Source organism: Rhabdonatronobacter sediminivivens (assembly GCF_013415485.1).
GTDB classification, from domain to species: Bacteria; Pseudomonadota; Alphaproteobacteria; order Rhodobacterales; family Rhodobacteraceae; genus Rhabdonatronobacter; species Rhabdonatronobacter sediminivivens.
Genome location: NZ_JACBXS010000007.1, coordinates 41,565 through 65,538 on the forward strand (window position 1 = coordinate 41,565; position 23,974 = coordinate 65,538).

The window sequence follows — 23,974 nt, forward strand, 5'->3', positions numbered from 1 at the left end:
ATTCTTGATCTGGATCATTGTATTGCCCCTGAGGGCGGTTGTGCCGGGGCTGAAAACCAAAAAACCCCCGCCAGAGGCGAGGGTTCTTTGAAGTGGCGCGGTTGACGGGGCTCGAACCCGCGACCCCCGGCGTGACAGGCCGGTACTCTAACCAACTGAGCTACAACCGCTCCGAATTCGCGCTGCCGATCCGACGGTGCGATGGCGCGGTAATATTCAGCGTGGCGCGCGGCGTCAAGCGGATTTGGGCGAAAAACTGCGTCGCCACGCCCGATTTTCTCATCCGGTTTTTTGAGGGCACCCGCTCAACCGCTCCGGCGCTGCCACAGCGCCACCGTCGCAATGGTGACCAGATAGACCAGGATCACCAGCACCATCAGCAGCCAGAAGCGCGTGATCCCCAGCCCGACAAGAAAGGCCGTGGCAATCAGCAGATAGGGCGCCTTTTCCCGGGGCACCCAAAGCCCCTTGATCGAGGGTGTTGGCAGGGTGGACACCATCAGCAGCCCAACCGCGGCCAGCCAGATCGCCACCAGCAAGGGCGCTTTCTGCGGCTCGGCCAGATGGGCCAGGCCCAGAAACACCGGGAACAGGCCCAGCATGGCGCCTGCGGGTGCGGGCACGCCGGTAAAGAACTGCCGCCCCTTGGACTTGGGGGAATCGCGGTTGATGTTGAACCGGGCGAGCCGCAGGCAGGCGCAAACGGCAAAGACCAGCACGAAGATCCAGCCCGGGCCGGCAAAATCCGCCTGCAGCGCGTAGCCAAAGACCAGCACCCCGGGCGCCACGCCGAAATTCACGAAATCGGCCAGCGAATCAAGTTCGGCGCCGAAATCGCTGGCCGCGTTCAGGCGCCGCGCCACCAGCCCGTCCACGGCATCCAGAAGTGCCGCAAAGATGATCAGCGCGGCGGCAACCTCGAACCGCGCGTCCAGGGTGAAGCGAATCGCGCTCAACCCCGCGCAGAGGCCGAGGATGGTCACCAGATTCGGCATCAGCCGGACCAGCGACAGGTTTCGTGACAGCGGGCGGCGTTCGGGCGGGGTCATCGGCGGGGCCCGGTGCTCAACGGGTCGCGGCCAGGCGGTGCGCCTCATTGGCGTGAAGGTCCGCCAGCACCGTTTCGCCCGCGATCATCGTCTGGCCCAGGGCGACCAGCGGCTCCACGCCTGCGGGCAGATACACATCCAGACGCGAGCCGAAGCGGATCATGCCGAAGCGTTCGCCGGTGGCCAGGGTCTGGCCTTCCTGCACCTCGCACAATATCCGCCGCGCCACCAGCCCGGCGATCTGGACCACGCCCAGCTTGCGCCCGTCCTCCATCTCCAGCACCATGCCGTTGCGCTCGTTATCCTCGCTCGCCTTGTCCAGCGAGGCGTTGAGGAACTTCCCCGGCCTGTAGGCGATCTTTGCCACCGTCCCACCGATGGGCGCGCGGTTCACATGGCAGTTGAAGACGTTCATGAAGACCGACACCCGCGTGAGCGGCGTGTCGCCCATCTCCATCTCGGCCGGGGGCACGGCCTGCTCGATCAACGAGATCACCCCGTCAGCCGGGCTGATGATCAGCCCCTCGCGCACCGGCGTGTAGCGTTCCGGGTCGCGGAAGAAATAGTAGCACCAGACCGTCAGCCCCAGCCCCACCCAGCCCAGTGGCGCCCAGATGAAATAGAGGATCAGCGCACAGACGGCGAAGATGGCGATGAACTTGTGCCCTTCGCGGTGGACGGGCTTGATGACGGTGGACAGCATGTCGGCGGACATTCGCGCGCTCCCTTGGGGTTTGCGCCTGCATACGCAACCCCGCGCGCCAATGCAAAGGGTCCCGCCGCGGGAACGCGGCTACTCGCCGGGGCGTTTGAGCGCGAAAACGTCCTGCACCACGGCGTAATCGCGGTAGCCCATGCGCGCCAGCGGGCGGTAGCGGGTGATGTCGAAAATGCCATCGCGCAGGCAGTCATCGCGCAGATGCACGCCCACCACCTCGCCGATGACCAGGAAATTCGCGGCCCCGTCCAACTGCACGATCTGGCGCATCCGGCATTCCAGCGCCGCGGGTGCATTGGCGACGCGCGCGCAGGGGATCATGCTGCACTCGGCCCGCGGCGCCCGGGCGTCCGAGAACTCGTCCACCTCGCGCGGCCAGGGCCCTGAGGTGCGGTTCATCACGTCCCGCGCTGCCATCTCCACAACATTGACGCAAAAGACGCCGGTGTCACGGATATTGGCCACGCTGTCCTTGGTTCCGTCCCGGTCCGGCTTGACCCCGGTGGAGGCAAACATGACCTGCGGCGGCTCATAGGCCACGGCGTTGAAGAAGGAATAGGGCGCCAGATTGTCCTGCCCGTCCGCGCCGCGGGTCGCAATCCAGCCGATGGGCCGGGGGGTGACAATGGCGTTGAACGGGTTGTGCGGCAGGCCGTGGCCATCCTTGGGCTGGTAGAACATCCGATCAGGCTCCTGTTGCGATGGGGCACAGATAACGGCCCCGGTCCCGGCAAACCAGTGCGCCTGCGCGCAAAGGGTGTTTGCCGTTGCCGGGGTTGCGGCCACGGGGCGCCCGGGCTACGGGGGCAGGCATGCGCGTGATGGACGGGATCATAAGCGACCGCGGATCAAGATACGCCGTGTCCGGCGCGCCCTGCCGCTCTGGCGATGCAGCGCGCGACCTGCTGCGAGAGCTCAAACGCAACAAGCGCTTCGCCAAGGCGACCCATAACACCTGGGCGCTGATCTGCGATGACGGTGCGATCAAGAATGACGATGGCGAGGCTGGCGCGGGCATGGTGATCCTGCGGATGCTGGAGCGCGAGGGGCTGCGCGATCACCTTGTGGTGGTCACGCGCTGGTTCGGCGGCAAGCATCTGGGCGGCGACCGTTTCCGCCATGTGCAAACGGCTGTGCGCCACTATCTGGATGCGCTGCAGGCCGGGCGGGACTGAGCGCGGCGCCAGAATCATTGCCGCCGCCGGGGGGCGCATGCTAGTCCTAGTGGTATGACGCATCAGGACCGCAATATCAGCCCTGAAATCCGCCCGCTGGATGAAGCGGCGGTCAACCGCATCGCTGCCGGAGAGGTGGTGGAGCGCCCGGCCTCGGCGGTCAAGGAACTGGTGGAAAACGCCATTGATGCAGGCGCGCGGCGGATTGATGTCGCCTATGCCGATGGCGGCAAATCCCTGATCCGGGTGGTGGATGATGGCCACGGCATGGCGCCGGAGGCCCTGCCGCTGGCGGTGGCGCGGCATGCGACCTCCAAGATCGACGGCAGTGATCTGGTCAATATCCGCAGCTTCGGCTTCCGGGGCGAGGCCTTGGCCAGCCTTGGCTCCGTGGGGCGGCTGAGCATCACCTCGCGGGCTGTCGGCACGCCCGAGGCCGCGCAGATCACGGTATCCGCCGGGCGCGTGGCCGGGGTGCGCCCCGCCGCGCTGGGCCAGGGCAGCGTGATCGAATTGCGCGATCTGTTCCACGCCACGCCCGCGCGGCTGAAATTCCTGCGCACCGACCGGGCCGAGGCGCAGGCCATCGGCGATGTGATCAAGCGCCTGGCCATGGCCGAGCCGGGGATCGGTTTCACCCTGCGCGATGTGACCGATGGCGGGGATCGCATCCTGCTGCGCGCCGACCCCGAACCCGGCCAGGGCGCCGAGGCGCTGGAGGCCCGGCTGTCGCGCATCATGGGGCGAGAGTTTGCGCAGAATGCCCTGCGCCTGGAGGCCGCGCGCGACGGTTTCGTGCTGACCGGTCTGGCCGGGCTGCCCACGCAATCGCGCGGGGCGGCCGTGGCGCAGCATATGTTCGTCAATCGCCGACCCGTGCGGGACAAGCTGATGATCGGGGCGCTGCGGGCGGCCTATGCGGATCTGATGCCGCGTGACCGGCATGCCATGGTGGCGCTCTATCTGGACTGCCCGCCCGAGCTTGTGGACGTCAATGTCCACCCTGCCAAGGCCGAGGTCCGCTTTCGAGAGCCCGGGGTGGTGCGCGGGTTCATCGTGGGGGCGCTGCGCCATGCGCTGGCGGGGGCGGGGCATCGCTCCTCCAGCACCATTGCCGGGGCGGCGCTGGGGGCGTTCCGGCCTGAAGGCAGCGCCCCTCCGGGCCGGGGGTATGGTCCCCGGCCGCTGGCGCCGCACACCCCGGCGCAGGGCGCGCTCTCCGCCGCGCAACTGGCGCAGGCGCCCGAAGGGTTTGCCGAAGCCAGTGCCACGCGCGCCCTGTTCGACACGCTTCCCGGCGGTGCCGCCCCGGACGCCGACCAGCCGCTTCAGCCCGCCCAGGCTGGCCCGCTTGGTGCCGCGCGCGGGCAGCTTCATGGCACCTATATCGTTGCGCAATCCGGGGATGGCGTGATCCTGGTGGATCAGCATGCCGCCCATGAACGCCTGGTCTATGAACGGCTGAAACTCGCCCGCGACCGCCATGGGGTTGTTGCCCAGGCGCTGCTGGTCCCCGAGGTGGTCGAGATGGACCCCGCCGATGCCGCCATGGTGCTGGAGTTCGCGCCGGAACTGGCGCGGCTGGGACTGGTCATCGAGGCCTTCGGCCCCGGCGCGGTTGTGGTGCGTGAAACCCCGGCGCTGCTGGGGGTTGTCGATGGTGCTGGTTTGCTGGCCGATTGCGCCGACGCCCTGCGCGACGGCAGCGGCACGCAGGCGCTGGAGCAGCGGGTGGATGCGGTGCTCTCGCGCATGGCCTGCCACGGGTCTGTCCGCGCGGGCCGCGCGATGCGTATCGACGAGATGAACGCCCTGCTGCGCGAGATGGAGGCAACCCCGCATTCCGGACAGTGCAACCATGGCCGTCCGACCTGGATCGAGCTCAAACTGCCGGATATCGAGAAGCTGTTTGGCAGGCGATAACCGGGCGCCCCTTCTTTTTCGGCCTTAACTCCGCCGCGCAGGTCCCGGAAAAAACGGGAAATTTCACAGTCAGCGCCGCCGGGGGTCAATCTTGCATTGACCAAGGCGCGCCCCGGAGCGTGGCAACACAACTGAAACCGCGCCGCGGGGCAGATGTTCAAAAAGTGAAAGTCCCTGGGGGACCGGCCCGCCGCTCAGATCCGCAGGAAAGGCTGCGCAAGCCGCGGCAGAAGTCCGCTGAACTTCAGCGGTGCGTCGGTCACGGCCAGGCAGATGCAATCCAGGCCGGGTTCGGCAACGGGGGTATGCTGCGTCTCCTCGGTGGCGATTTCGATGTCGCCGGGTCCAAAGCGGTCATGCTCATCGCGAAAGGCGCCTTGCAGCACCAGGGTCAGTTCCATTCCGTGATGGCCGTGATCGGGCACCGCGACACCGCCGGGGATATACAGCAGCCGTGCGCTCGCCTCGGACGAGGTGTTCAGGATCGCCTGCCGGACCCCTCCGCCAACGGCACGCCAGCGCACATGGTCCAGGTCCCCGCCGACATAGCCGTAGAGCGGCTCCGGAAACACGCGGTGCGCAGGCCTCGGCGGTGACGCCCGTGCGTCCTCGGCGTCCGACATGGCAATTTTCTGCATGGTGGCCGCCAGCGCATCGGGCGCCATCGACACCTGGGGCAAGAGCTGGTCCAGCAACGACCCGCCCACGGCATCATAGGCTTCCAGCCGCGCGCGGCAGTCATCGCAGAGCGAGACATGCGTGGCCACGATCAGGCTGAAGGCCTCGGGCAGGGTGCCGGCCGAATAGGCCATCAGCAGGTCATCGGTGAGGTGATGTCGGATCATTTCGGTATGCTTTCGTGAGACATGGCATGGCGCAGGCGGTCCAGCGCTATCCGTATTCGTGACTTGATGGTGCCCAGCGGCAGGCCGGTCGCCTCGGCGATCTCGGAATGGCTCAGGTCACCGAAATAGGCGCGTTCGATCAGCACCCGCTGTTTTTCGGGCAGGGTCTCCAGCGCCTGTGTCAGGCGCCGGGTTTCCTGCTGCAGCGACAGGGTATCGAGCTGGTCCGGTTCGGCCTCGGGGCCCCAGGTCAGGTCTTCGGGTTCGGGGCGGCGCTGGCGGCGCAGCATGTCGATGCGCCGGTTCCGCGCGATGGTGAAGATCCATGTGGAGGCACTGGCGCGCGACGGGTCGAACAGCGCGGCCTTGCGCCACACGGTCGCCATCACATCCTGTGCACATTCCTCGGCCATGGCTTCATCCGCTCCGGATTTCATCAAGAACGCCTTCACCCGCGGCGCAAAATGCGCAAACAGCCGGGCAAAAGCGGCGGCATCCTGTGATGCCGCGACAAGTTTCAGGTCTGCCACCCAGTCGGGTTCAGCGTGCGTCCGTGTCACCTTGGCCTGTTCCTCAAGCGAATGTCCTGTCTGTCGCTGCCCACCAGCATAGGTGTGCAGTACAGCGGGCGCATCCGCTTTTTCAGGCCAGGGGACGGCTTCGAACATAATCGTGATACGGGGGCATTGCGGGGCTGGATGAAAAATATCCACCGCTTTTCGGCGAAAGATACCTTGCTCACGGCATGATGTCGCAGGCTTGCCTTATGTCATCCGGACTGGTCCAAGCAGCGTATCACTGTAAAGGCGATCAGACAGGAGCGGCTGCATGCCATTTGAGAAAGTTGACACTCCCCGGCGGCGCATCGCGGTCATCGGGGCCGGAATCACGGGTCTTTCGGCGGCCTGGCACCTGGCCGACACCCATGACCTGGTCCTGTTCGAGGCCGAGGCCCGTCTGGGCGGTCATGCCCGCACCGTTCTGGCGGGCAAGCGCGGGGATCAGCCGGTGGATACCGGGTTCATCGTGTTCAACCATGTCAACTATCCCGGCCTGCTGCGCATGTTCCGCGATCTGGACGTGCCCACCGCGCCGTCGAACATGAGCTTCGGCGCCTCCTTCGACGGGGGGCGCTGCGAATATGCGCTGCACGGGCTGGATCCGATCTTTGCCACCCGCCGCAACCTGGTGGACCCGCGCTTCTTGCGCATGATCCGTGATATCCTGCGGTTCAACCGTGACGGGCTGGCCATGGCGCAAGGAACGGACATGACCATTGGCGATCTGCTGGCGCAGTTGCGCACCGGCGCGTGGTTCCGCGAGCGGTATCTGCTGCCATTCTCGGGGGCGATCTGGTCCACGCCGACGGCGCGGATCATGGATTTCCCGGCGGCGGCCATGATGGAGTTCTTCCGCAATCACGGGTTGCTGGGGTATCACGGCCAACACCAATGGCACACGGTGCGCGGCGGGTCGCGCGAATATGTCCAGCGGCTGGAGCAATATCTGCGAAACGCGGGCGTGGACCTGCGCCCGGGCGCGCCGGTGGCAGGTGTGCGGCGTACCCCCATTGGGGTGGAAGTCCGCGCCCGGGGCGGCGAGTGGGACGCCTTTGATGAGGTGATCTTTGCCACCCATTCCGATGTGACCCTGCGGCTGCTGTCAGATGCCACCCCGTCCGAGGCCGAGGCCCTGGCCGCCGTGCGTTTCCAGCCGAATGAGGCGATCCTGCACAGCGATCCGGCGGTCATGCCGAAGCGGCGCAAATGCTGGGCCAGCTGGGTCTATACTGAACTCGGGCCGCAGGATCGCGCGCGCATCTCGCTCAGCTACTGGATGAATTCTCTGCAGCCGATCCCCATGGATGATCCGCTGTTTGTCACGCTCAACGCCACCACCCCGGTGCGCGAGGAGCTGATCCACGACACCTATACCTTCGATCACCCGCTCTTTGACCGCGCCGCCTTGCAGGCGCAAAAGACGTTGCGCGGGCTGAACGGCACGGCACGGACCTGGTTCGCGGGCGCCTGGATGAAGAACGGCTTTCACGAGGACGGCTTTGCCAGCGCCGCCGAGGTCGCCCATGCCATCCGCCGCCAGCCGAACCCGGCGCTGAGCGCGGCATGAGTGTGCCGGAGCATATATCCGGGCGCACCTTTCACGGGCGCCGGGGCGGGGTGGAAAACCGCTTTACCTATACGGTGGATTACATCCTGCTGGAGCCCGAGGCCGACCAGCGCCTGCCAGCCCTGATGTCGCGCAACCGCGCCAATGTCACCGCGCTGCATGACCGTGACCATGGCGGCGCGGTGGGGGCGGGGCAGGGGGCGGCCTGGGTGCGTGCGCTTCTGGCCGAGCGTGACCTGGACGCCGTGACCGACGGGCAGGTGCTGCTGCTGGCGCAGCCGCGGGTGCTGGGGCATGTGTTCAACCCGGTCAGCTTCTGGCTGTGCCATGACCGGGATGGCGCCCTGCGCGTGGTGATCGCCGAGGTGAACAACACCTTTGGCGACCGCCATTCCTATCTGTGCCACCATGATGACCTGCGCCCCATCACCGCGCAGGACATGCTTGCGGCGCGCAAGGTCTTCCACGTCTCGCCCTTTCAGCCGATCGAGGGGGGCTACAGCTTTCGCTTCGACATCACGCCCGAGCGCGTGGGGATCTGGATCGAATACGGCCGGGGCAATGGCGGGCTGATCGCCACGCTGACGGGGCGGCGGCGCGTGCTGAACAACCGGGCGATCCTGTGGTCGCTTCTGCGCCGGCCGCTGGGCTCGCGCCGGGTGCTGGCGCTGATCCACTGGCAGGCGCTGAAACTGTGGTGGCGGGGCGCGCGCTATCGCCCCCGGCCCGAACCGCCACTGGACGAGGTCACGCGGTGACCGCCCTGGCCGGGACCCCTGCCGCCGCTGCGCGCGGCGCCTCGCTGCCAGCCTATGGGCTGTTTGCGGGGCTTCTGGCCATGGCCGGGCTGCCCATCTATATCCATGCGCCGAAATTCTATGTCGATGAATATGGCGTGACCCTGGGCGCGCTGGCGGGAGCGCTGTTCCTGCTGCGGCTGCTGGATTTCATGCAGGACCCGGCGCTGGGCTGGCTGGCGGCGCGGCTGCGCGCGGCGCGTGGGCTGGCGGTGACGGTGGCGGGCGGGGTGATGGCGCTGGCGATGCTGGGCCTCTTTGCCGTGGCCCCGCCTTTCGCCCCGGTCTTGTGGTTCGCGCTGATGCTGACGGCGCTGTTTTCGGCCTTCAGCTTCCTGACAATCGCCTTCTACGCCACCGGCGCGCAGAAGGGCGAGGCGCTGGGCCCGGGCGGCCATGTCCGGCTGGCGGGCTGGCGCGAAACCGGCGCGCTGCTGGGCGTCTGCCTTGCCGCCGCCGCCCCCAGCGCGCTGATGTTGCTCACCGACAGCCACTTCGCCGCCTTTGCCATGGGCTTTGCGCTGCTGGCCGCGCTGGCGCTGTGGGCCATGGCGGCGGAATGGGCGCGCTATCCGCTGGAGGCCAGCCCCGGCGCGGGGTTCGGCGTGGTCCTGGGCGACCGCCAGGCGCGGCGCTTGCTGATCGTGGCGTTTCTGAACGCAACCCCGGTGGCCGTGACCTCCACCCTGTTCCTGTTCTTTGTCGAAAGCCGCCTGATGGCGCCGGGGTGGGAGGGGCCGCTGCTGATCCTGTTCTTCCTGGCCGCCGCCCTGTCCGCCCCGGTCTGGGCCCGGCTGGCGCGGCGCTTCGGGGCGAAGCGGGTGCTGCTGGCGGGGATGGGGCTGGCGGTGCTGGCCTTTGCCGTGGTCCCGTTCCTGGGGCCGGGCGATGTGGCGCTCTTTGCAGTGGTCTGCCTGCTGACCGGGGCGGGGCTGGGGGCGGATCTGACGCTGCTCTCGGCGCTGTTTTCGCGCCGGATGGCGGCGGTGCTGCCCGATGCCGCCGGGGGCTTCGGGCTCTGGGCCTTTGTCACCAAGGCCACGCTGGCCATTGCCGCGATCATCGTCCTGCCGCTGCTGGATGTGGCGGGCTTTACCTCGGGCACGGAAAACACGCCGCAGGCGCTGGCCATGCTGACCCTGCTTTATGCCGGGCCGCCCTGCATCCTGAAACTTGCGGCCATGGCACTGCTGGCCGCCACCCCCATCAACGAGGGAGATCACCAATGAGCACGCTTGCAACGCTGCTTCTGGGCATGGCGCTGGCCGCCGTGCTGTTCATGCTGGCGCAGCGTTACGGCTTCGGTTTTGCGGCCCAACGCGCCGCCGATTACGCCGAGCGCCAGCCGCAGATCGACATTCGCGAACATCTGAACGGCCCGATCCTGTGCGAGGGGGTGATCTACGGGCCGACCGGGCGCGTGACCTCGCGTTTCGTGGCCGATTTCGATGCCCGCTGGGACGGCAATCGCGGTGTGGTGACTGAGCATTTCCGCTATGACAGCGGCACCGAACAGACGCGGGAATGGCGCCTTACCCTTGGCAATGACGGGCGGATCAAGGCCGAGGCCGCCGATCTGGTCGGCCCCGGCGCGGGCCGGCAGGAGGGCTCGGCGGTGCATCTGGCCTATCGCATCCGCCTGCCCGAGAGCGCGGGCGGGCACACGCTGGATGTGAATGACTGGATGTATCTGGTCGAAAACGGAACCATCGTGAACCGCAGCCAGTTCCGCAAGTTCGGGATCAAGGTTGCCGAGCTGGTGGCGACAATGCGCAAGAAACCGGCATGAGGGACTGGACCGGAAAACGCTACTGGCTTGTGGGCGCCTCGGAAGGGCTGGGCCGGGCGCTGGCGCAGCGCATGAGCCATGCAGGCGCGCATCTGGTGCTGAGCGCGCGCGACCGTGACCGGCTGGAGGTGCTGGCCGCAGAATTGCCCGGCCCGGTGGATGTGGTGCCCTGTGATGTGGCCGACCGCGCCTCGGTCCAGGCGGCGGCTGCGGCTGCGGGCGATCTGGACGGGGTGGTGTTTCTGGCCGGGGTCTACTGGCCCTTTGGCGCGAAGGACTGGGATGCCGAAAAGGCCGAGACGATGCTGGACGTGAATTTCACCGGCGCGGCCCGTGTGCTGGGCACGGTGGTGCCGGGCTTTGTGGCGCGCGGGCGCGGGCATGTGGTGCTGACGGGCAGCCTTGCGGGGTTTCGCGGCTTGCCCGGCTCCATCGGCTATGGGTCCTCCAAGGCGGGGTTGATGCATCTGGCCGAATCGATGCACGCCGATCTGCGCGGGACGGGGGTTGAGGTGCAGCTGGCCAACCCGGGCTTCATCCGCACCCGGCTGACCGACAAGAACGCATTTCACATGCCGTTCCTGATGGAGCCCGACCAGGCCGCGGCCGAGATGTTTGCGCTGATGTCGGGTACGCGCTTCAAGCGCAGCTTTCCGGGGCTGTTTTCGCTGGTGTTCCGCGGCGCGCAATTCCTGCCGGACGCGCTGTATTACCGGCTGTTCGGTGCAAAGGGCTGAAGACTGCGCGATATCTGTTGCGCCGACGCCTCGGCTGGTGGACACTGGGTCCGACCCGGATTGGAGGTGCATCATGGAGATCAGTGCCAGGAAAGTCGTTCACATCATCTTTCAGGCCCGCGAGGGGCGCATGGCCGATGCCGAACTGCGCGCCTTCATCGACAACCTGAACATGGATGAGCAGTCAGCACTTGTGGCGATCGCCTGGGTCGGCCGCGGTGCGTTCGAGGCCGAGGATTATGCCGAGGCCGTGGCCACCGCCGAGGCCGAGGCCACCACCCCCACGGCAGATTACCTGATGGGCATGCCGCATCTGGCCGAGAACCTGGAAAACGGGCTGGAAGCGCTGGGCGTTGATGTCAGCGCCGAGGAAGAGGATTTCCTCTGACGCTGGCGCCCGTTGCTGGTCTGATCCGACGGAGCGCCTTGCGGCGCAAGCCTTCTGGCACTGCGTGCGGTTGGTGTCCCTGGGGGCCGGTGCACGAATAGCCCGGCTGCGGGTCAGAAGTCGGTGGGCGCGCCGCCTTCGGCCTTGCGGCGGGCGACGAAGTCCGACAGTTCCTCGCGGAGTGTAGCGTCCATCGCCGGGGGTTCGAAATTGTCGACGATCTGGCGATAGAGGGTGTGGGCGCGCTGGGGTGTCTGGATCGCGCCATCGGCTTCCCAGCTTTCATAGTTGCGCCAGTCCGATACCATGGGGGCGTGAAATGCGCTCTGGTAACGTTCGCGGGTATGGGCGCAGCCGAAATAATGCCCGCCCGGGCCGACCTCGGCCACGGCCTCGAGGGCAATGTCTTCGGGGGTGGTGGCGGTGATCTGGGGTTCGAAATAGCGCTGGATCATCTGCAGCATTTCGCAGTCCATGACGAATTTCTCGGGGCTGGCAATCAGCCCGCCTTCGAGCCAGCCTGCGGCGTGATAGACCATGTTCGAGCCTGATTGAACCGCCGCCCAGAGGCTGTTGGAGCTTTCCCACATGGCTTGCCCGTCGGGCGCATTGGCGGTGCATACGCCCGATGACCGCAGCGGCAGGCCGTAGAAGCGCGCCAGTTGTCCGGTCATCTGCGTGGCGCGCATGTATTCCGGCGTGCCGAAGGCCGGCGCGCCCGAGCGCATGTCCACGTTCGAGGTGAAGGTGCCCATGCCCACCGGGCAGCCGGGCGCGGCGTATTGCAGCAGCGCGATGGCGGCCAGGGTTTCGGCCACCGACAGGGTGACGGCGCCTGCCATGGTCACCGGCGCCATGGCGCCCGCCAGGGTGAAGGGGGTGACGATCACCGGCTGGCCGCGCCGCGCCAGCCGCAGGGCACCGTCGATCATCGGCCAGTCATGTTTCAGCGGCGAGGTGGAGTTGATATTGGTATACATCCGCGGCCGGGCATCGAATTCGGCATGGCTGAGCCCGCCTGCGATGCGCACCATTTCCATCACATCCTCGACCCGTTCGGGGCCCAGGCAATAGGCGTGGCAGACCTTGTCGGTCAGGGTGAGTTTTTCGAACAGGCAGTCCAGATGGCGCATGGCGGGGTGGATGTCCACCGGCTCCACCGGGTAGCCGCCTGCGATATGGATGCAGTTGAAGCTTTGGGTGAGCTTGATGAACTCCTGAAACGTGGCGAAATCGCCAGGGCGTTTGCCGCGCACCAGATCCCAGGCGTTGGGCGGGCTGGAGACATTGACAAACACCATGTGCCGCCCGCCGATGGTGATTTCACGGTCGGGGTTGCGCGGCGTGATGGTGAAGCTGGCGGGCGCACGGCCCACCATTTCCATGACGAAATCGGCGTCCATGCGCACGTTCTGGTCGGTGACGCGGCAGCCCGCCCTTGCAAACAGGGCGAGGGCTTCCTCGTTCAGGAATTCGATCCCGATCTCGGACAGGATATGCAGGGCGCCGCGATGAATGGCCTGCACGCCGTCGGCATCCAGCGGTTCTATGGGCCGGTCGGGGTTGAGCGGGACGCGCCAGGGCGTCTGGTCCAGCGTGAAGGTTGCGCTGCGCCGGGTGTTGCCGCCGCGCCCGCCGCCGCGGCTCCTGCTGGGGCGGCGGGTCTGTGACTGGCTGTCATCGGGGGGCATGGGGGTATCCGTCCGGGTGGTCAGGGTTGCCCCCAAGGCTATGCAGGCTTGCGCGACGGCGGCAAGCGCACAGTTGACAACAGCCCTGTCGCCTGGGGGCAGCGGGGGAAGGTGCCGGTGGGCGCCGGTCCGGCAACCCGGGTGCGCTCAGTCCGGGGTAACGCGCAGGCTGTGGACATGGTCGGCGGCTTCATGGGCGTGGATCTCGGCGGCGCGGATGTGGCCGTCGAACCCCTGGGCCAGTTCGCGGATCAGGCGTTTGGAGCGGACGAGCAGATAGACCTCGCCCGCGTAGACGGCGGCCCGGGAATAGCCGAAAAGCGTCATCGGCGGGGCGAAGCGTTTGCGCCCGTCGAACAGATACATCCGGAAGGCCGGGTAGAGCTCCCGGACCGTCGTGGCGATGTAGTCAAGCTGTTCGGCGCGGGCCTGCGCCGACAGGCCGCGCCAGACACCTGCGCCGGCGGCAAAGACCTCGAATGTCTGCAGCGGCATGCACATTTCGATGTCGGCCTCGGGCGCGCGTGAAAAGTTGAGCCTGCGGGCAGTTTGCGCCTGCAGGCGGCGCCGTTCCTGTTCCGAGGATTGCGCCTGGAAGGAAATGACCGCAGGCGTGCGCATCAGATCCGGCAGTTGCGCGGGCACATAGCGGATCTTCTGCCCCGAGGCGTCAAGATGCCATCGCTCCATGGCGGTGCGGTGTTCTTCATCCAGGGCGGCTTCGGTTTCCACGGCATCAAGCGTCTGGGTGGCGATGCCGGTATCTTCGCTCAGCCCCAGCAGCCAGTCGGTGGAGACATGGAACCGCCCGGCGAGTGCGAGCAGGGTTTCGGCGCGCGGCAGGCGCGGTGCGGCCCCGGTCATCAGCTGCGACAGCGCCGAGCGGTCGATCCCGATGGTTTCGGCAAAGGCGCTTTGGGTCAGCCTCGACTGTGCCTGCAACTGCGCGAGGCGGGCGCGGAAAATGGCCGAGGCTTCGCGTTTTCCCATCGTAAAGATCCCGGTTGTCTGCCGTTTTTGGTAAACATGCGTGACCAAAAACGTCAATGTTTCTTTTGGGTGACGTTCAATCGCACGTTGTCGCTGCGCATTTGCATGGGCATGCTGCACACATTCGAAAAACGGACAGGGGGAGGCATGCGGCGCATCGAATGGCCGACGCTGGCGCTGATTGTGGGCTGTTACGGCCTGTGGGTCGTGGCGGGTATGGTGGTGTGGCCGGTGGCGCCGGGTCTGGCGCTGGCGGTGATGGCAGTTCTGGCGGCGCTGCATTCATCGCTGGTGCATGAATGCCTGCACGGGCATCCCACGCGGCGCCGGTTGGTCAATGAGGCGCTGGTGGCCCTGCCGATCTCGGTCATCTATCCCTATCGGCGTTACAAGGCGACCCATCTGGCGCATCACCGCGACGAGCGCCTGACCGATCCGATCGAAGACCCGGAAAGCTATTACAGGGCGCGCTGGCAGCATGACCGGATGCCGCGCTGGCTGCAGGGGCTGCTGGTGGTCAACAATACCATGCTGGGGCGGCTGGTGCTGGGTCCGGTGCTGGGGGCGGCGGGGTTTCTGGCGTCCGAGGCGCGCGCGCTGATTGCCGGGCAGCGCGGGGTGCGGCTGGCCTGGATGCTGCATCTGCTGGGGCTGGCGCCGGTGCTGGGGGCGCTTTGGGTCATGGGCATTCCGCTGTGGCTGTATCTGCTGGCGGTGGTCTGGCCCGGCCTGTCGCTGATTGCCATTCGCACCTATGCCGAACACCAATGGCATGAAACCCCCGAAGGGCGCACGATCATTGTCGAACGCTCGCCGCTGGCCTGGCTGTTTCTGAACAACAACCTGCATTTCGTGCATCATCAGATCCCCGCCGTGCCCTGGTTTGACCTGCCGCGGCTTTATGCCGAACGGCGGGACCACTGGCAGGCGCTCAACGGCGGCTATGTCTATCGCAATTACTGGCAGCTGTTTCGCGCCCATGCGCTGCGCACCAAGGAGCCTGTGGTGCATCCCGTTCTGCACCAGACCCCTGCGCCGCCGCCCGGGCCAAGCTTGCCTCCGCCGGTGCGCCCGACCCTGGGTGCGCAATCCGTATGAGCGCGCTGGCTGCCCTGCCCATGTATGACTGGCCCGAGGCGCGCGCGCAGACCGACCGCCTGTATGCGGCGCTGCGGGTGCGGGTGCCCGAACTGCCCCCGGAACTGACGCGGCCCGCCGATGCCACGGCGCTTCATGCGCTCTGGCGGGATCCGGCGCTGGTGCTGGCGCAGACTTGCTGGGGGCCGATGGGGCAGGGGTTGGCCGCGCATGTGGCGGTGCTGGCGCAGCCGGATTACGGCGATGTGCCCGGCGGGCGGGGGGTGTTCTACCGCTCGGCGCTGGTGGCGCGCGACGGCGATATCTGCCCGGTCCCGCCCGGCCCGGATGCCGTGCTGCCGGACGGACTGGCGCAGATGCGGCTGGCGATCAACGGGGCGGACTCGCTTTCGGGGGCGCTGGCGCTGGTGGCAGATGCCGGGGTGTCGCTGCAGGGCGCGCGGGTGACGGGCGGTCACCGGGCTTCGGTCCGGGCGGTGGCGGAGGGGCAGGCCGACATTGCCGCCATCGATTGCCGAAGCTGGGCGCTGGCGCTGGCGCATGAACCGGCGGCCCGCGCGCTGCGCGTCATCGGCTGGACGGCGGAACGCCCTGGCCTGCCCTTCATAACCAGCCGTCACACGCCGGCGCCCTTGCGCGCGCGGCTGACGGATGCTTTGGTCGCGCTGGGGGCCCATGCCCCCGCCCGCGCGGCCTGAACGACACTGCGCCCGGCCATGGGCGCGAGAGGGGAGCGAGCGATGGAACGGACCGTGCGTGCGGTGGTGATCGGCGGCGGGGTGGTGGGGTGTTCGGTGCTCTATCATCTGGCGCGCGCGGGGTGGCAGGATGTGCTGCTGATCGAACGGTCCGAGTTGACCTCGGGCTCCAGCTGGCATGCGGCGGGCGGCTTTCATACGCTCAACGGCGACCCCAATGTGGCGCGGCTGCAGGCCTATACCGTATCGCTCTACCAGGAGCTGGAGAAGCTCTCGGGCCAGTCCTGCGGGTTGCACCTGACCGGCGGCGTGATGCTGGCCGACAGCCCCGAGCGGATGGATTTCCTGCGCCTGACCCATGCCCGTGGCCGCGCGCTGGGCATGCAGACGGAGCTGATCACGCCGCTTGAGGCGCAGGCCATGTTCCCCCTGCTGGACCCGCAGCATTTCGTCGGCGCGCTCTGGGACCCGGTGGAGGGGCATCTGGACCCTTCGGGCACCACCCATGCCTATGCCAAGGCCGCCCGCGCGCTGGGCGCGCAGATCGAATTGCGCAACCGCGTGATGGAGATCACCCAGGCCCCGGATGGCACCTGGAATGTCATCACCGAAACCGGCACCATCCGGGCCGAGCATGTGGTCAATGCAGGCGGCCTCTGGGCGCGTGAGGTCGGGCGGATGGTGGGGCTGGAACTGCCCGTGCTGGCCATGGAACACATGTATCTGCTGACCGGGGACATGCCCGAGGTTGCCGAATTCAACGCCGCCACCGGGCGTGAACTCATCGGCGTGATCGATTTCAAGGGCGAGATCTACACGCGGCAGGAACGCGGCGGCATCCTGCTGGGCACCTATGAGCGTGCCTGCCGTCCCTGGTCGCCGTTGAACACGCCCTGGGATTTTGGCCATGAGCTGCTGGCCCCCGATCTGGACCGGATCGCCCCGTCACTGGAGGTCGGCTTCCGCCATTTCCCGGCGTTGGAGCGCGCGGGCATCAAGCAGGTGATCAACGGCCCCTTCACCTTTGCCCCCGATGGCAACCCGCTGGTGGGGCCGGTGCCGGGGCTGACGAATTACTGGTGCGCCTGCGCAGTCATGGCGGGCTTCAGCCAGGGCGGCGGCGTGGGGCTGGCGCTGGCCAACTGGATGACCGAGGGCGATCCCGGCCATGACATCTTCGGCATGGATGTGGCCCGCTTCGGCGATTGGGCGACCCTGCGCTACACCAATGCCAAGGTGCGCGAGAATTATTCGCGCCGCTTCTCCATCCGCTTTCCGAACGAGGAACTGCCCGCCGCGCGGCCCGCCGAGACGACGCCGCTTTATGACCTGATGCTGCGCGACAATCACGCGGTGATGGGCGACAGTTGGGGGCTGGAGACGCCGCTTTGGTTCGCCCCCTCGGCGGCCGAGGCGCATGATGTGCTGTCCTTCCACCGCTCCAACGATTTCGCCCATGTGAGCGCCGAGGTCCGCGCCGTGCGCGACGCCGTCGGCGTGACCGAGATCGCCAATTTCGCGAAATACGAGGTTTCGGGGCCGGGTGCGCAGGCGTTCCTGGATCGGTTGATGACCAACCGCCTGCCCGCCCCGGGGCGGCTGGTGCTGACGCCCATGCTGAACGAACGCGGCAAGCTGATCGGGGATTTCACCATTGCGCGGGCGCTCGATGGGCGGTTTCTGGTCTGGGGCTCGCTGGCGGCGACGAAATACCACATGCGCTGGTTCCAGGCGCATCTTCCGGCGGATGGCAGCGTTCGGCTGCGCTGTTTCCACACGGATCTGATGGGCCTCTCCATCGCCGGGCCGCGCGCGCGCGATGTGCTGGCCGCGCTGGTGGATGACGATGTCTCGAACGCCGCGTTCCCCTTCATGGGCTTTCGGGAAATGGACGTGGCGGGCGCGCCCTGCATGGTCAACCGCATCAGCTACACCGGCGATCTGGGCTATGAGATCTGGATGCCGCCCGCCTTTCAGCGCCGGGTCTATGCCGGGATCAAGGATGCGGGCGCCGCCCATGGCCTCCGCGATTTCGGGATGCGCGCGCTGCTGTCCATGCGGCTGGAAAAGAACTTCCCCACCTGGTTTGCCGAGCTTCGCCCCATCTATGGCCCCTATGAGGCCGCGATGGAGCGGTTTGTGAAGCTGGACAAGGGCGATTTCATCGGCCGCGACGCTGCGCGAGCCGAGGCCGAGGCCGGCCCCCGCCTGCGCCGCGTGTCGCTGATGATTGACGCAGGCACCGCCGATGTGATGGCGGATGAGCCGATCTGGGCGCGCTGGGTCGATGATCCGGGCAGTATCGCCGCGCCGCACGGGTTTGGCGCGCCGCGCTTTGACGCCAGCGGCGCGGCGCTGCCCGCCCCCGATCCCGCGCGCGATGGCGACTGGCGCGTGGTGGGCTGGGTGACCTCGGGCGGGTATGCGCATGGGGTGGGGGCGTCCATGGCGCAGGGCTATGTACCTGCGGGCATGGCGGAAATCGCCGCAGATGGTGTGTTTGCCGTGGAAATCCTGGGCCAGCGCTGCCCGGCGCGGATCGCCCTGGCGCCACCCTTTGACCCGCAGGGCGCGCGGATGCGCAGTTAGCGCCGGTGAACACAGGCACACAGGCAGGAGCAGGTATGGAAGACAGGACAATCAGGGCCGCAGTGTGCCACGCCTTCGGCGCCCCGCTGAGTGTGGAGGAGGTGCGCCTGCGCGCCCCGCGCGCCGGAGAGGTCGAGGTCGATCTGGAAGCCTGCGCCATCTGCCATTCGGACATCCACGCTGCCGAGGGCGCCTGGGGCGGCTATCTGCCCGCCGTCTATGGCCATGAGGCCGCAGGCCGCGTGACCCGCGTGGGCCCCGGCGTCCAGGGCCTGGCGCCGGGCGATGCGGTGGTGGTGACACTGATCCGCGCCTGCGGACATTGCGCCTGCTGCGCCGGTGGCGCCCCCACCGCGTGCGAAACCCCGCGCGACCCGCGCGACACGCCGCTGCGGGCGCTGGGTGGCACCTCGCTGGGGCAGGGCATGGCCACCGGCGCCTTTGCCGAGGCCTTGGTCGTTCATGAAAGCCAGCTTTGCACGATCCCCGATGACATGGGGATGGAGGCTGCATCGTTGCTGGCTTGCGGGGTGATCACCGGCGCGGGCGCGGTGTTCAACACCGCCGCCATGCCCGCGGGCGCCACGGCGCTGGTGATCGGCGCGGGCGGCGTGGGGCTGAACACGGTGCAGGGGGCGCGGATCGCCGGCGCACGGCGGGTCATCGCCATGGACATGAATGACGACAAGCTGGCCGCGGCGGCGGAGTTCGGCGCCACCGACGGCGTTCTGGCCACCGACCCCGAGGCCCGCGCCAAGGTGCAGGCGCTGACCGGCGGACGCGGGGCGGATTACGTCTTTGTCACCGTCGGCGCCATCGGGGCCTATCAATCGGCCCTGTCCTTTGCCGCGCGGCAGGGCAGCGTGATCATGGTCGGTATGCCCGAATCCGGCGCGCAAATGACGCTGGAGCCGGTGAACGTGGCTTACTATGCGCAGACGCTGAAGGGCTCGCTCATGGGCGCGGCGGTGCTGCGGCGGGATATTCCCATGCTGGTGGACCTTTATCAACAGGGGCGGCTGAAGCTGGATGAGCTGATCTCGGAGCGGTGGGAACTCGCGCAGATCAACGAGGCCATCGCCGATACCATCGCCGGGCGCGCGCGGCGCAATGTGCTCCATTTCGGAGGGCGCGCGCCATGAAGCTGACGGATCTGGAGATTCTCACCATCGGCACCCCGCCGCCGGGCTGGGGCGGGCGCTACTGGATCATTGTCAGGCTGACCACCGCTTGCGGGATCATTGGGTATGGCGAGGTCTATGCGGCCTCGGTCGGGCCTGCGGCCATGGAGGCGGTGATCGGGGATGTGTTCAGCCGCCACATGCAGGGCGAAAGCCCCGAGAATATTGAGCTGATGTTCCGCCGCGCCTATTCCAGCGGCTTCACCCAGCGCCCGGACCTGACCGTGATGGGGGCGTTTTCGGGGTTGGAGATCGCCTGTTGGGACATCCTGGGCAAGGCCCGCGACCGCCCCGTCTGGGCGCTTCTGGGCGGGCGGATGAATGAGCGGCTGCGCGCCTATACTTACCTGTATCCGCTGGCGCATCATGACAAGGCCGCGTTCTGGACCAGCCCCGACATGGCCGCCGAAAGCGCGCTGGCCGCGGTCGATCAGGGCTTCACCGCCATCAAGCTGGACCCGGCGGGGCCCTATACCATCCGCGGCGGGCACCAGCCTTCGATGCGCGATATCGACCAGAGCGCGCGCATCCTGGCCGCGATCCGCGAGGCCATCGGCCCGCGCGCCGATATCCTCTTTGGCACCCATGGCCAGTTCACCCCCGCCGGGGCGGTGCGGTTGGGGGCGGCGCTGGAACCCTACCAGCCGCTGTGGTTCGAAGAACCCATCCCCCCCGATGACCTGCCCGGCATGGCCCAGGTCGCCCGCGCGCTGCGCATCCCCATAGCCACCGGCGAACGTCTGACCACCAAGGCCGAATTCGGCGCCGTCCTGCGCGCCGGTGCCGCCAGCATCCTGCAACCGGCCCTGGGCCGCGCAGGCGGCATTTGGGAGGTCAAGAAGATCGCCGCCATGGCCGAGGTCTTTGGCGCGCAACTGGCCCCGCATCTTTACGCCGGCCCGGTGGAATGGGCGGCGAATGTGCACCTGGCCGCATCCATCCCCAACCTGCTGATGATCGAATGCATCCAGACGGGGGGCGAATTCCACCGCCCCCTGATCGGCAACACCCTGCAGGTCGAAGACGGTTTTGTGACCCCGCCAGACGCGCCCGGCCTGGGGATTTCCTTTGACGAAACCCTGGCGCGGGCGCACCCTTGCACGGACGAAGGGCTGCATCTGCAGATGCAGGAGGCGCCCTGCGATTACACCAGGCAGAACAGTTTTGAAGGAGGTGCCCCCCGAGATTGACACCCGCCCCGCAGAACGGGGTTGTAAAACGACATCATGTCGTTTTTGATGAAAAGCATGTCGCAGCACGCCCGTGAAACGGCGTGAAATGCAAGACCATGATGAACAAGTCAGGGCCGGAACGGTCGAAAAGACAGGGAGAAATGACCATGACGCACAAGAAGCGCAAGGCAACCGAATTGCACCCCGCAGCACAGCTTTATGCCCGCGAATGCCATGAAGGCAAGCTGAGCCGGCGTGAGTTCCTGACCCGCGCCACGGCGCTGGGGGTGACGGCGCCCGCCGCCTATGGCCTGCTGGGCCTGGCCGCGCCCGCAGCGCGCGCCGATACGCCGCAGATGGGCGGCAGTCTGCGCATGCAGATGGACATCAAGGCCCAGCGTGATCCGCGCACCTGGGACTGGTCGGAACTGGCCAATGTCTGCCGCGGGTGGCTGGAATACCTGGTCAGCTATGAACGCGACGGATCGATCCAGCCCGTGCTGCTGGAAAGCTGGGAGGCGAATGAGGACGCCACCGTCTTTACCCTCAACGTGCGCCCCGGCGTGACCTGGAACAACGGCGATCCGTTCACCTCGGCGGATGTGGCGCATAATATCGAACGCTGGTGCGATGCCTCGGTCGAAGGCAACTCCATGGCCGGGCGGATGAGTTCGATCTCCGAGGATGGCGCGCTGCGCGAAGGTGCGATCGAGATCGTGGACGATCTGACCCTGCGGCTGCACCTGGCCAACCCCGATATCGCCATCATTGCCAACATGTCGGACTATCCGGCCGCCGTGGTGCATCCGTCCTTTACCGGCGATGATCCGGTCGCAAATCCCATCGGCACCGGCCCGTATCGGCCCGTCAGCCATGACACCGGCATCGGCGCTGTGATCGAGCGCAACCCTGACCATACCTGGTGGAATGAGGGCAATGGCGCCTGGCTGGACCGGATCGAATTTGTCGATCTGGGAACCGATCCCTCGGCCTGGGTGGCCGCCGCCGAAGGTGGCGAGATCGAGCTGACCTACCAGACCACGGGCGATTTCGTCGACATCTTCGCCGCCATTGGTATGCCCGAGTCCGAGGCGATCACCGCCGCGACCCTGGCCGTGCGCTTCAATCAGGAACAGGAGCCATACACCAACCGCAATGTGCGCCGCGCGCTGCAGATGGCGGTGGACAACGCGGTCGTCCTGGAACTGGGCTATGACGGGCGCGGGACCGAGGCCGAAAACCACCATGTCTGCCCGCTGCACCCCGAATATGCCGAGCTTCCACCGCTGACGGTCGATCCGGCCGCCGCGCGTGAGATGATCGAGGCCGAGGGTCTGGGCGATCACGAGTTCGAGCTGATCTCGATCGATGACAACTGGCAGGCGGCCACATGCGATACTGTCGCGGCGCAGATACGAGCGGCCGGCATCAACATCCGCCGGACCATCCTGCCGGGCGCAACCTTCTGGAATGACTGGCTGAACTATCCGTTTTCATCGACGGAATGGAACATGCGCCCGCTGGGCGTGCAGGTTCTGAACCTGGCCTACCGCTCTGGCGAGGCCTGGAACGAGGCCGGGTTCGCGAACGAGGAGTTCGACCGCCTGCTCGATCAGGCCAACGGGATCGCCGATGCGGACGAACGGCGCGAGGTCATGGCGCAGCTGCAACAGATCATGCAGGACGAGGGCGTGCTGATTCAGCCCTATTGGCGCTCACTTTACCGCAACCTGCGTCCCAATGTGCATGGCGCTGAAATGCATCCGACATTCGAGGTGCGTTACCACCACTACTGGAAATCGTGATGTCGCACGGGCCGGGCGCTGCAGGGCGCCCGGCCTGATGCCTTTTCAGCCCCGGTACGGAAGCGGCGCCATTTCGGCCGCTTTCCCGCCCAGCCACCGGAGTCGCCATGCTGTTGTTCCTGCTGCGCCGTATCGGCGTCATGTTGCTGACCGCGCTGTGCCTGACCTTCGTTGTCTTCTACCTGACCAACCTGCCCGCCAAGCTGGAAACCCTGGCCAAGACCCAGGCCGGGTCACGCATCTCCGATGCCGAGGTGGCCAGTTGGCTGGAGCGCAACGGCTACGCCCGGCCCATGGTGGTGCGCTATGGCGAATGGCTGGGCGTGGTGCCGGGCTGGACACGCGCCGATGCCGAAGGCACTGTTACCGGGCGCTGTTACCGGCTGGCCGCGGTTGAGGGCGAGGCCTATGTCCCCGAACGCTGCGGGCTGCTGCAGGGCTATTGGGGCAACTCCACCCGCTTTCGCGCGCCGGTGTCGGATGTGATCACCGCGCGCCTGGGCGCCACGGGGATGCTGATGGCCTGGGTGCTGATCGTCATGGTGCCGATGGCGCTGGTCGTCGGGGTCATGGCGGGCATGCGTGAGGGGTCACGCACCGACCGATCGCTCTCGACATTCGCCATCGCCTCGACCGCCACGCCGGAATATGTCTCGGGGGTGTTCCTGATCGCGCTCTTGGCGTCATCGACGGTGGGGCTGTCGCCGCTCCTGTCCAGTTGGGGCTGGATTGACGGGCCGGTGCTGTTTCAGGGCAACGCACGCTCCGCCATGGAGCAGATCACTTTCTGGAATTTCGCGCTGCCGGTCATGACCATCGCGCTTTACGGCATGGGGTATATCGCGCGGATCACCCGCGCCTCGATGACCGAGGTGATGACCCAGCAATACATCCGCACCGCGCGGCTCAAGGGCGTCAGTTTCACCAATATCGTTCTGCGCCACGCGCTGCGAAACGCCCTGATCGCGCCCTTCACGGTGATCATGCTGCAGATCCCCTGGCTGCTCAACGGTGTCGTGGTGGTCGAGGTGCTGTTCTCCTATCCCGGCTTTGGCTGGACCCTGTTCGAAGCGGCGGTGAACAATGACATCGAACTGCTGCTGGCGGCGTCGGTGGTGGCGGTTGTGGTGGTGCTTTTGACGCAGCTGATCTCGGATGTGGGCTATGTCTGGCTCAATCCGCGGATCCGGATTTCCTGAAGG

The 23,974-nt window shown here is 67.0% G+C and carries 22 protein-coding genes and 1 tRNA gene; 15 read left to right on the forward strand and 8 right to left on the reverse strand.

Translation table 11 applies throughout. From position 1 onward, the window contains the following. Positions 1 to 93: 93 nt before the first annotated feature. The 4 genes from HUK65_RS04790 to HUK65_RS04805 form a co-directional block, all read right to left on the reverse strand. A tRNA-Asp gene (locus HUK65_RS04790) sits at positions 94 to 170 on the reverse strand. A gap of 135 nt (positions 171 to 305) precedes the next feature. Next, entirely contained in the window at positions 306 to 1,049 is a 744-nt protein-coding gene (gene pssA, locus HUK65_RS04795) for a CDP-diacylglycerol--serine O-phosphatidyltransferase (protein WP_179905007.1), read from the reverse strand. Positions 1,050 to 1,065: 16 nt separating this feature from the next. Further along, the gene (locus HUK65_RS04800) at positions 1,066 to 1,764 is read right to left on the reverse strand and encodes a phosphatidylserine decarboxylase (protein WP_179905008.1); all 699 of its coding nucleotides are present in this window, start codon (positions 1,762 to 1,764) and stop codon (positions 1,066 to 1,068) included. Between the two features lie 78 nt (positions 1,765 to 1,842). Beyond that, on the reverse strand, positions 1,843 to 2,448 hold the full coding sequence (locus tag HUK65_RS04805) for a flavin reductase family protein (protein ID WP_179905009.1): 606 nt from the start codon (positions 2,446 to 2,448) through the stop codon (positions 1,843 to 1,845). 131 nt (positions 2,449 to 2,579) lie between these two features. Here HUK65_RS04805 and HUK65_RS04810 point away from each other — a divergent pair, with 131 nt between their 5' ends. Both HUK65_RS04810 and mutL read left to right on the forward strand, forming a co-directional pair. Further along, the gene (locus tag HUK65_RS04810) at positions 2,580 to 2,942 is read left to right on the forward strand and encodes a YigZ family protein (protein ID WP_179905010.1); all 363 of its coding nucleotides are present in this window, start codon (positions 2,580 to 2,582) and stop codon (positions 2,940 to 2,942) included. 54 nt (positions 2,943 to 2,996) lie between these two features. Next, positions 2,997 to 4,865, forward strand: a complete 1,869-nt coding sequence (gene mutL / locus HUK65_RS04815) for a DNA mismatch repair endonuclease MutL (RefSeq protein ID WP_179905011.1) — start codon at positions 2,997 to 2,999, stop codon at positions 4,863 to 4,865. A gap of 194 nt (positions 4,866 to 5,059) precedes the next feature. Here the strand turns inward: mutL and HUK65_RS04820 are convergent, their stop codons facing one another. Further along, positions 5,060 to 5,710 (reverse strand): ChrR family anti-sigma-E factor, encoded by a 651-nt coding sequence (locus HUK65_RS04820; protein ID WP_179905012.1) that lies wholly within the window; start codon positions 5,708 to 5,710, stop codon positions 5,060 to 5,062. Continuing rightward, positions 5,707 to 6,270 carry a sigma-70 family RNA polymerase sigma factor gene (locus HUK65_RS04825; RefSeq protein WP_327787032.1) on the reverse strand — a complete coding sequence of 188 codons (564 nt, stop codon included), beginning with the start codon at positions 6,268 to 6,270 and terminating at the stop codon, positions 5,707 to 5,709. The genes HUK65_RS04820 and HUK65_RS04825 overlap by 4 nt, the downstream gene beginning before the upstream one ends. Positions 6,271 to 6,538: 268 nt before the next feature. On the opposite strand from HUK65_RS04825, the gene HUK65_RS04830 reads away from it, so the two are divergent. The 6 genes from HUK65_RS04830 to HUK65_RS04855 all read left to right on the forward strand — a co-directional run bounded on the left by HUK65_RS04830 (position 6,539) and on the right by HUK65_RS04855 (position 11,548). After that, positions 6,539 to 7,837, forward strand: a complete 1,299-nt coding sequence (locus HUK65_RS04830; RefSeq protein ID WP_179905014.1) for an NAD(P)/FAD-dependent oxidoreductase — start codon at positions 6,539 to 6,541, stop codon at positions 7,835 to 7,837. After that, positions 7,834 to 8,595 (forward strand): DUF1365 domain-containing protein, encoded by a 762-nt coding sequence (locus HUK65_RS04835; protein WP_179905015.1) that lies wholly within the window; start codon positions 7,834 to 7,836, stop codon positions 8,593 to 8,595. Before HUK65_RS04830 ends, HUK65_RS04835 begins: the two co-directional genes overlap by 4 nt. Positions 8,596 to 8,600: 5 nt before the next feature. After that, on the forward strand, positions 8,601 to 9,863 hold the full coding sequence (locus tag HUK65_RS04840; RefSeq protein WP_268839265.1) for an MFS transporter: 1,263 nt from the start codon (positions 8,601 to 8,603) through the stop codon (positions 9,861 to 9,863). Next, positions 9,860 to 10,423, forward strand: a complete 564-nt coding sequence (locus HUK65_RS04845) for a DUF3833 domain-containing protein (protein ID WP_179905016.1) — start codon at positions 9,860 to 9,862, stop codon at positions 10,421 to 10,423. Before HUK65_RS04840 ends, HUK65_RS04845 begins: the two co-directional genes overlap by 4 nt. Continuing rightward, a complete protein-coding gene (locus tag HUK65_RS04850) occupies positions 10,420 to 11,160 on the forward strand; it encodes an SDR family NAD(P)-dependent oxidoreductase (protein ID WP_179905017.1) in 741 nt (246 codons plus the stop codon). The genes HUK65_RS04845 and HUK65_RS04850 overlap by 4 nt, the downstream gene beginning before the upstream one ends. Before the next feature lie 70 nt (positions 11,161 to 11,230). Continuing rightward, positions 11,231 to 11,548 carry a DUF3775 domain-containing protein gene (locus tag HUK65_RS04855; RefSeq protein ID WP_179905099.1) on the forward strand — a complete coding sequence of 106 codons (318 nt, stop codon included), beginning with the start codon at positions 11,231 to 11,233 and terminating at the stop codon, positions 11,546 to 11,548. Positions 11,549 to 11,661: 113 nt separating this feature from the next. On the opposite strand, the gene HUK65_RS04860 is transcribed toward HUK65_RS04855, so the two are convergent. Beyond that, positions 11,662 to 13,239 (reverse strand): trimethylamine methyltransferase family protein, encoded by a 1,578-nt coding sequence (locus HUK65_RS04860; protein ID WP_179905018.1) that lies wholly within the window; start codon positions 13,237 to 13,239, stop codon positions 11,662 to 11,664. Positions 13,240 to 13,386: 147 nt separating this feature from the next. Beyond that, positions 13,387 to 14,229 (reverse strand): helix-turn-helix domain-containing protein, encoded by an 843-nt coding sequence (locus HUK65_RS04865; protein WP_179905019.1) that lies wholly within the window; start codon positions 14,227 to 14,229, stop codon positions 13,387 to 13,389. A gap of 147 nt (positions 14,230 to 14,376) precedes the next feature. Here HUK65_RS04865 and HUK65_RS04870 point away from each other — a divergent pair, with 147 nt between their 5' ends. The 7 genes from HUK65_RS04870 (at position 14,377) to HUK65_RS04900 (ending at position 23,971) form a co-directional block, all read left to right on the forward strand. Then, positions 14,377 to 15,327 carry a fatty acid desaturase gene (locus tag HUK65_RS04870; protein WP_179905020.1) on the forward strand — a complete coding sequence of 317 codons (951 nt, stop codon included), beginning with the start codon at positions 14,377 to 14,379 and terminating at the stop codon, positions 15,325 to 15,327. Further along, positions 15,324 to 16,025, forward strand: coding sequence for a phosphate/phosphite/phosphonate ABC transporter substrate-binding protein (locus tag HUK65_RS04875; RefSeq protein ID WP_179905021.1), 702 nt, complete (start codon positions 15,324 to 15,326; stop codon positions 16,023 to 16,025). The genes HUK65_RS04870 and HUK65_RS04875 overlap by 4 nt, the downstream gene beginning before the upstream one ends. Positions 16,026 to 16,067: 42 nt before the next feature. After that, positions 16,068 to 18,614: a GcvT family protein gene (locus tag HUK65_RS04880; protein ID WP_179905022.1), complete on the forward strand. Its 2,547-nt coding sequence runs from the start codon at positions 16,068 to 16,070 to the stop codon at positions 18,612 to 18,614. A 35-nt stretch (positions 18,615 to 18,649) separates the two neighbouring features. Then, on the forward strand, positions 18,650 to 19,756 hold the full coding sequence (locus tag HUK65_RS04885; protein WP_179905023.1) for a Zn-dependent alcohol dehydrogenase: 1,107 nt from the start codon (positions 18,650 to 18,652) through the stop codon (positions 19,754 to 19,756). After that, positions 19,753 to 20,985, forward strand: coding sequence for a mandelate racemase/muconate lactonizing enzyme family protein (locus tag HUK65_RS04890; RefSeq protein WP_179905024.1), 1,233 nt, complete (start codon positions 19,753 to 19,755; stop codon positions 20,983 to 20,985). The genes HUK65_RS04885 and HUK65_RS04890 overlap by 4 nt, the downstream gene beginning before the upstream one ends. Before the next feature lie 149 nt (positions 20,986 to 21,134). After that, positions 21,135 to 22,772 (forward strand): ABC transporter substrate-binding protein, encoded by a 1,638-nt coding sequence (locus HUK65_RS04895; protein ID WP_179905025.1) that lies wholly within the window; start codon positions 21,135 to 21,137, stop codon positions 22,770 to 22,772. Between the two features lie 107 nt (positions 22,773 to 22,879). Next, a complete protein-coding gene (locus tag HUK65_RS04900) occupies positions 22,880 to 23,971 on the forward strand; it encodes an ABC transporter permease (protein WP_179905026.1) in 1,092 nt (363 codons plus the stop codon). Positions 23,972 to 23,974: the final 3 nt, after the last annotated feature.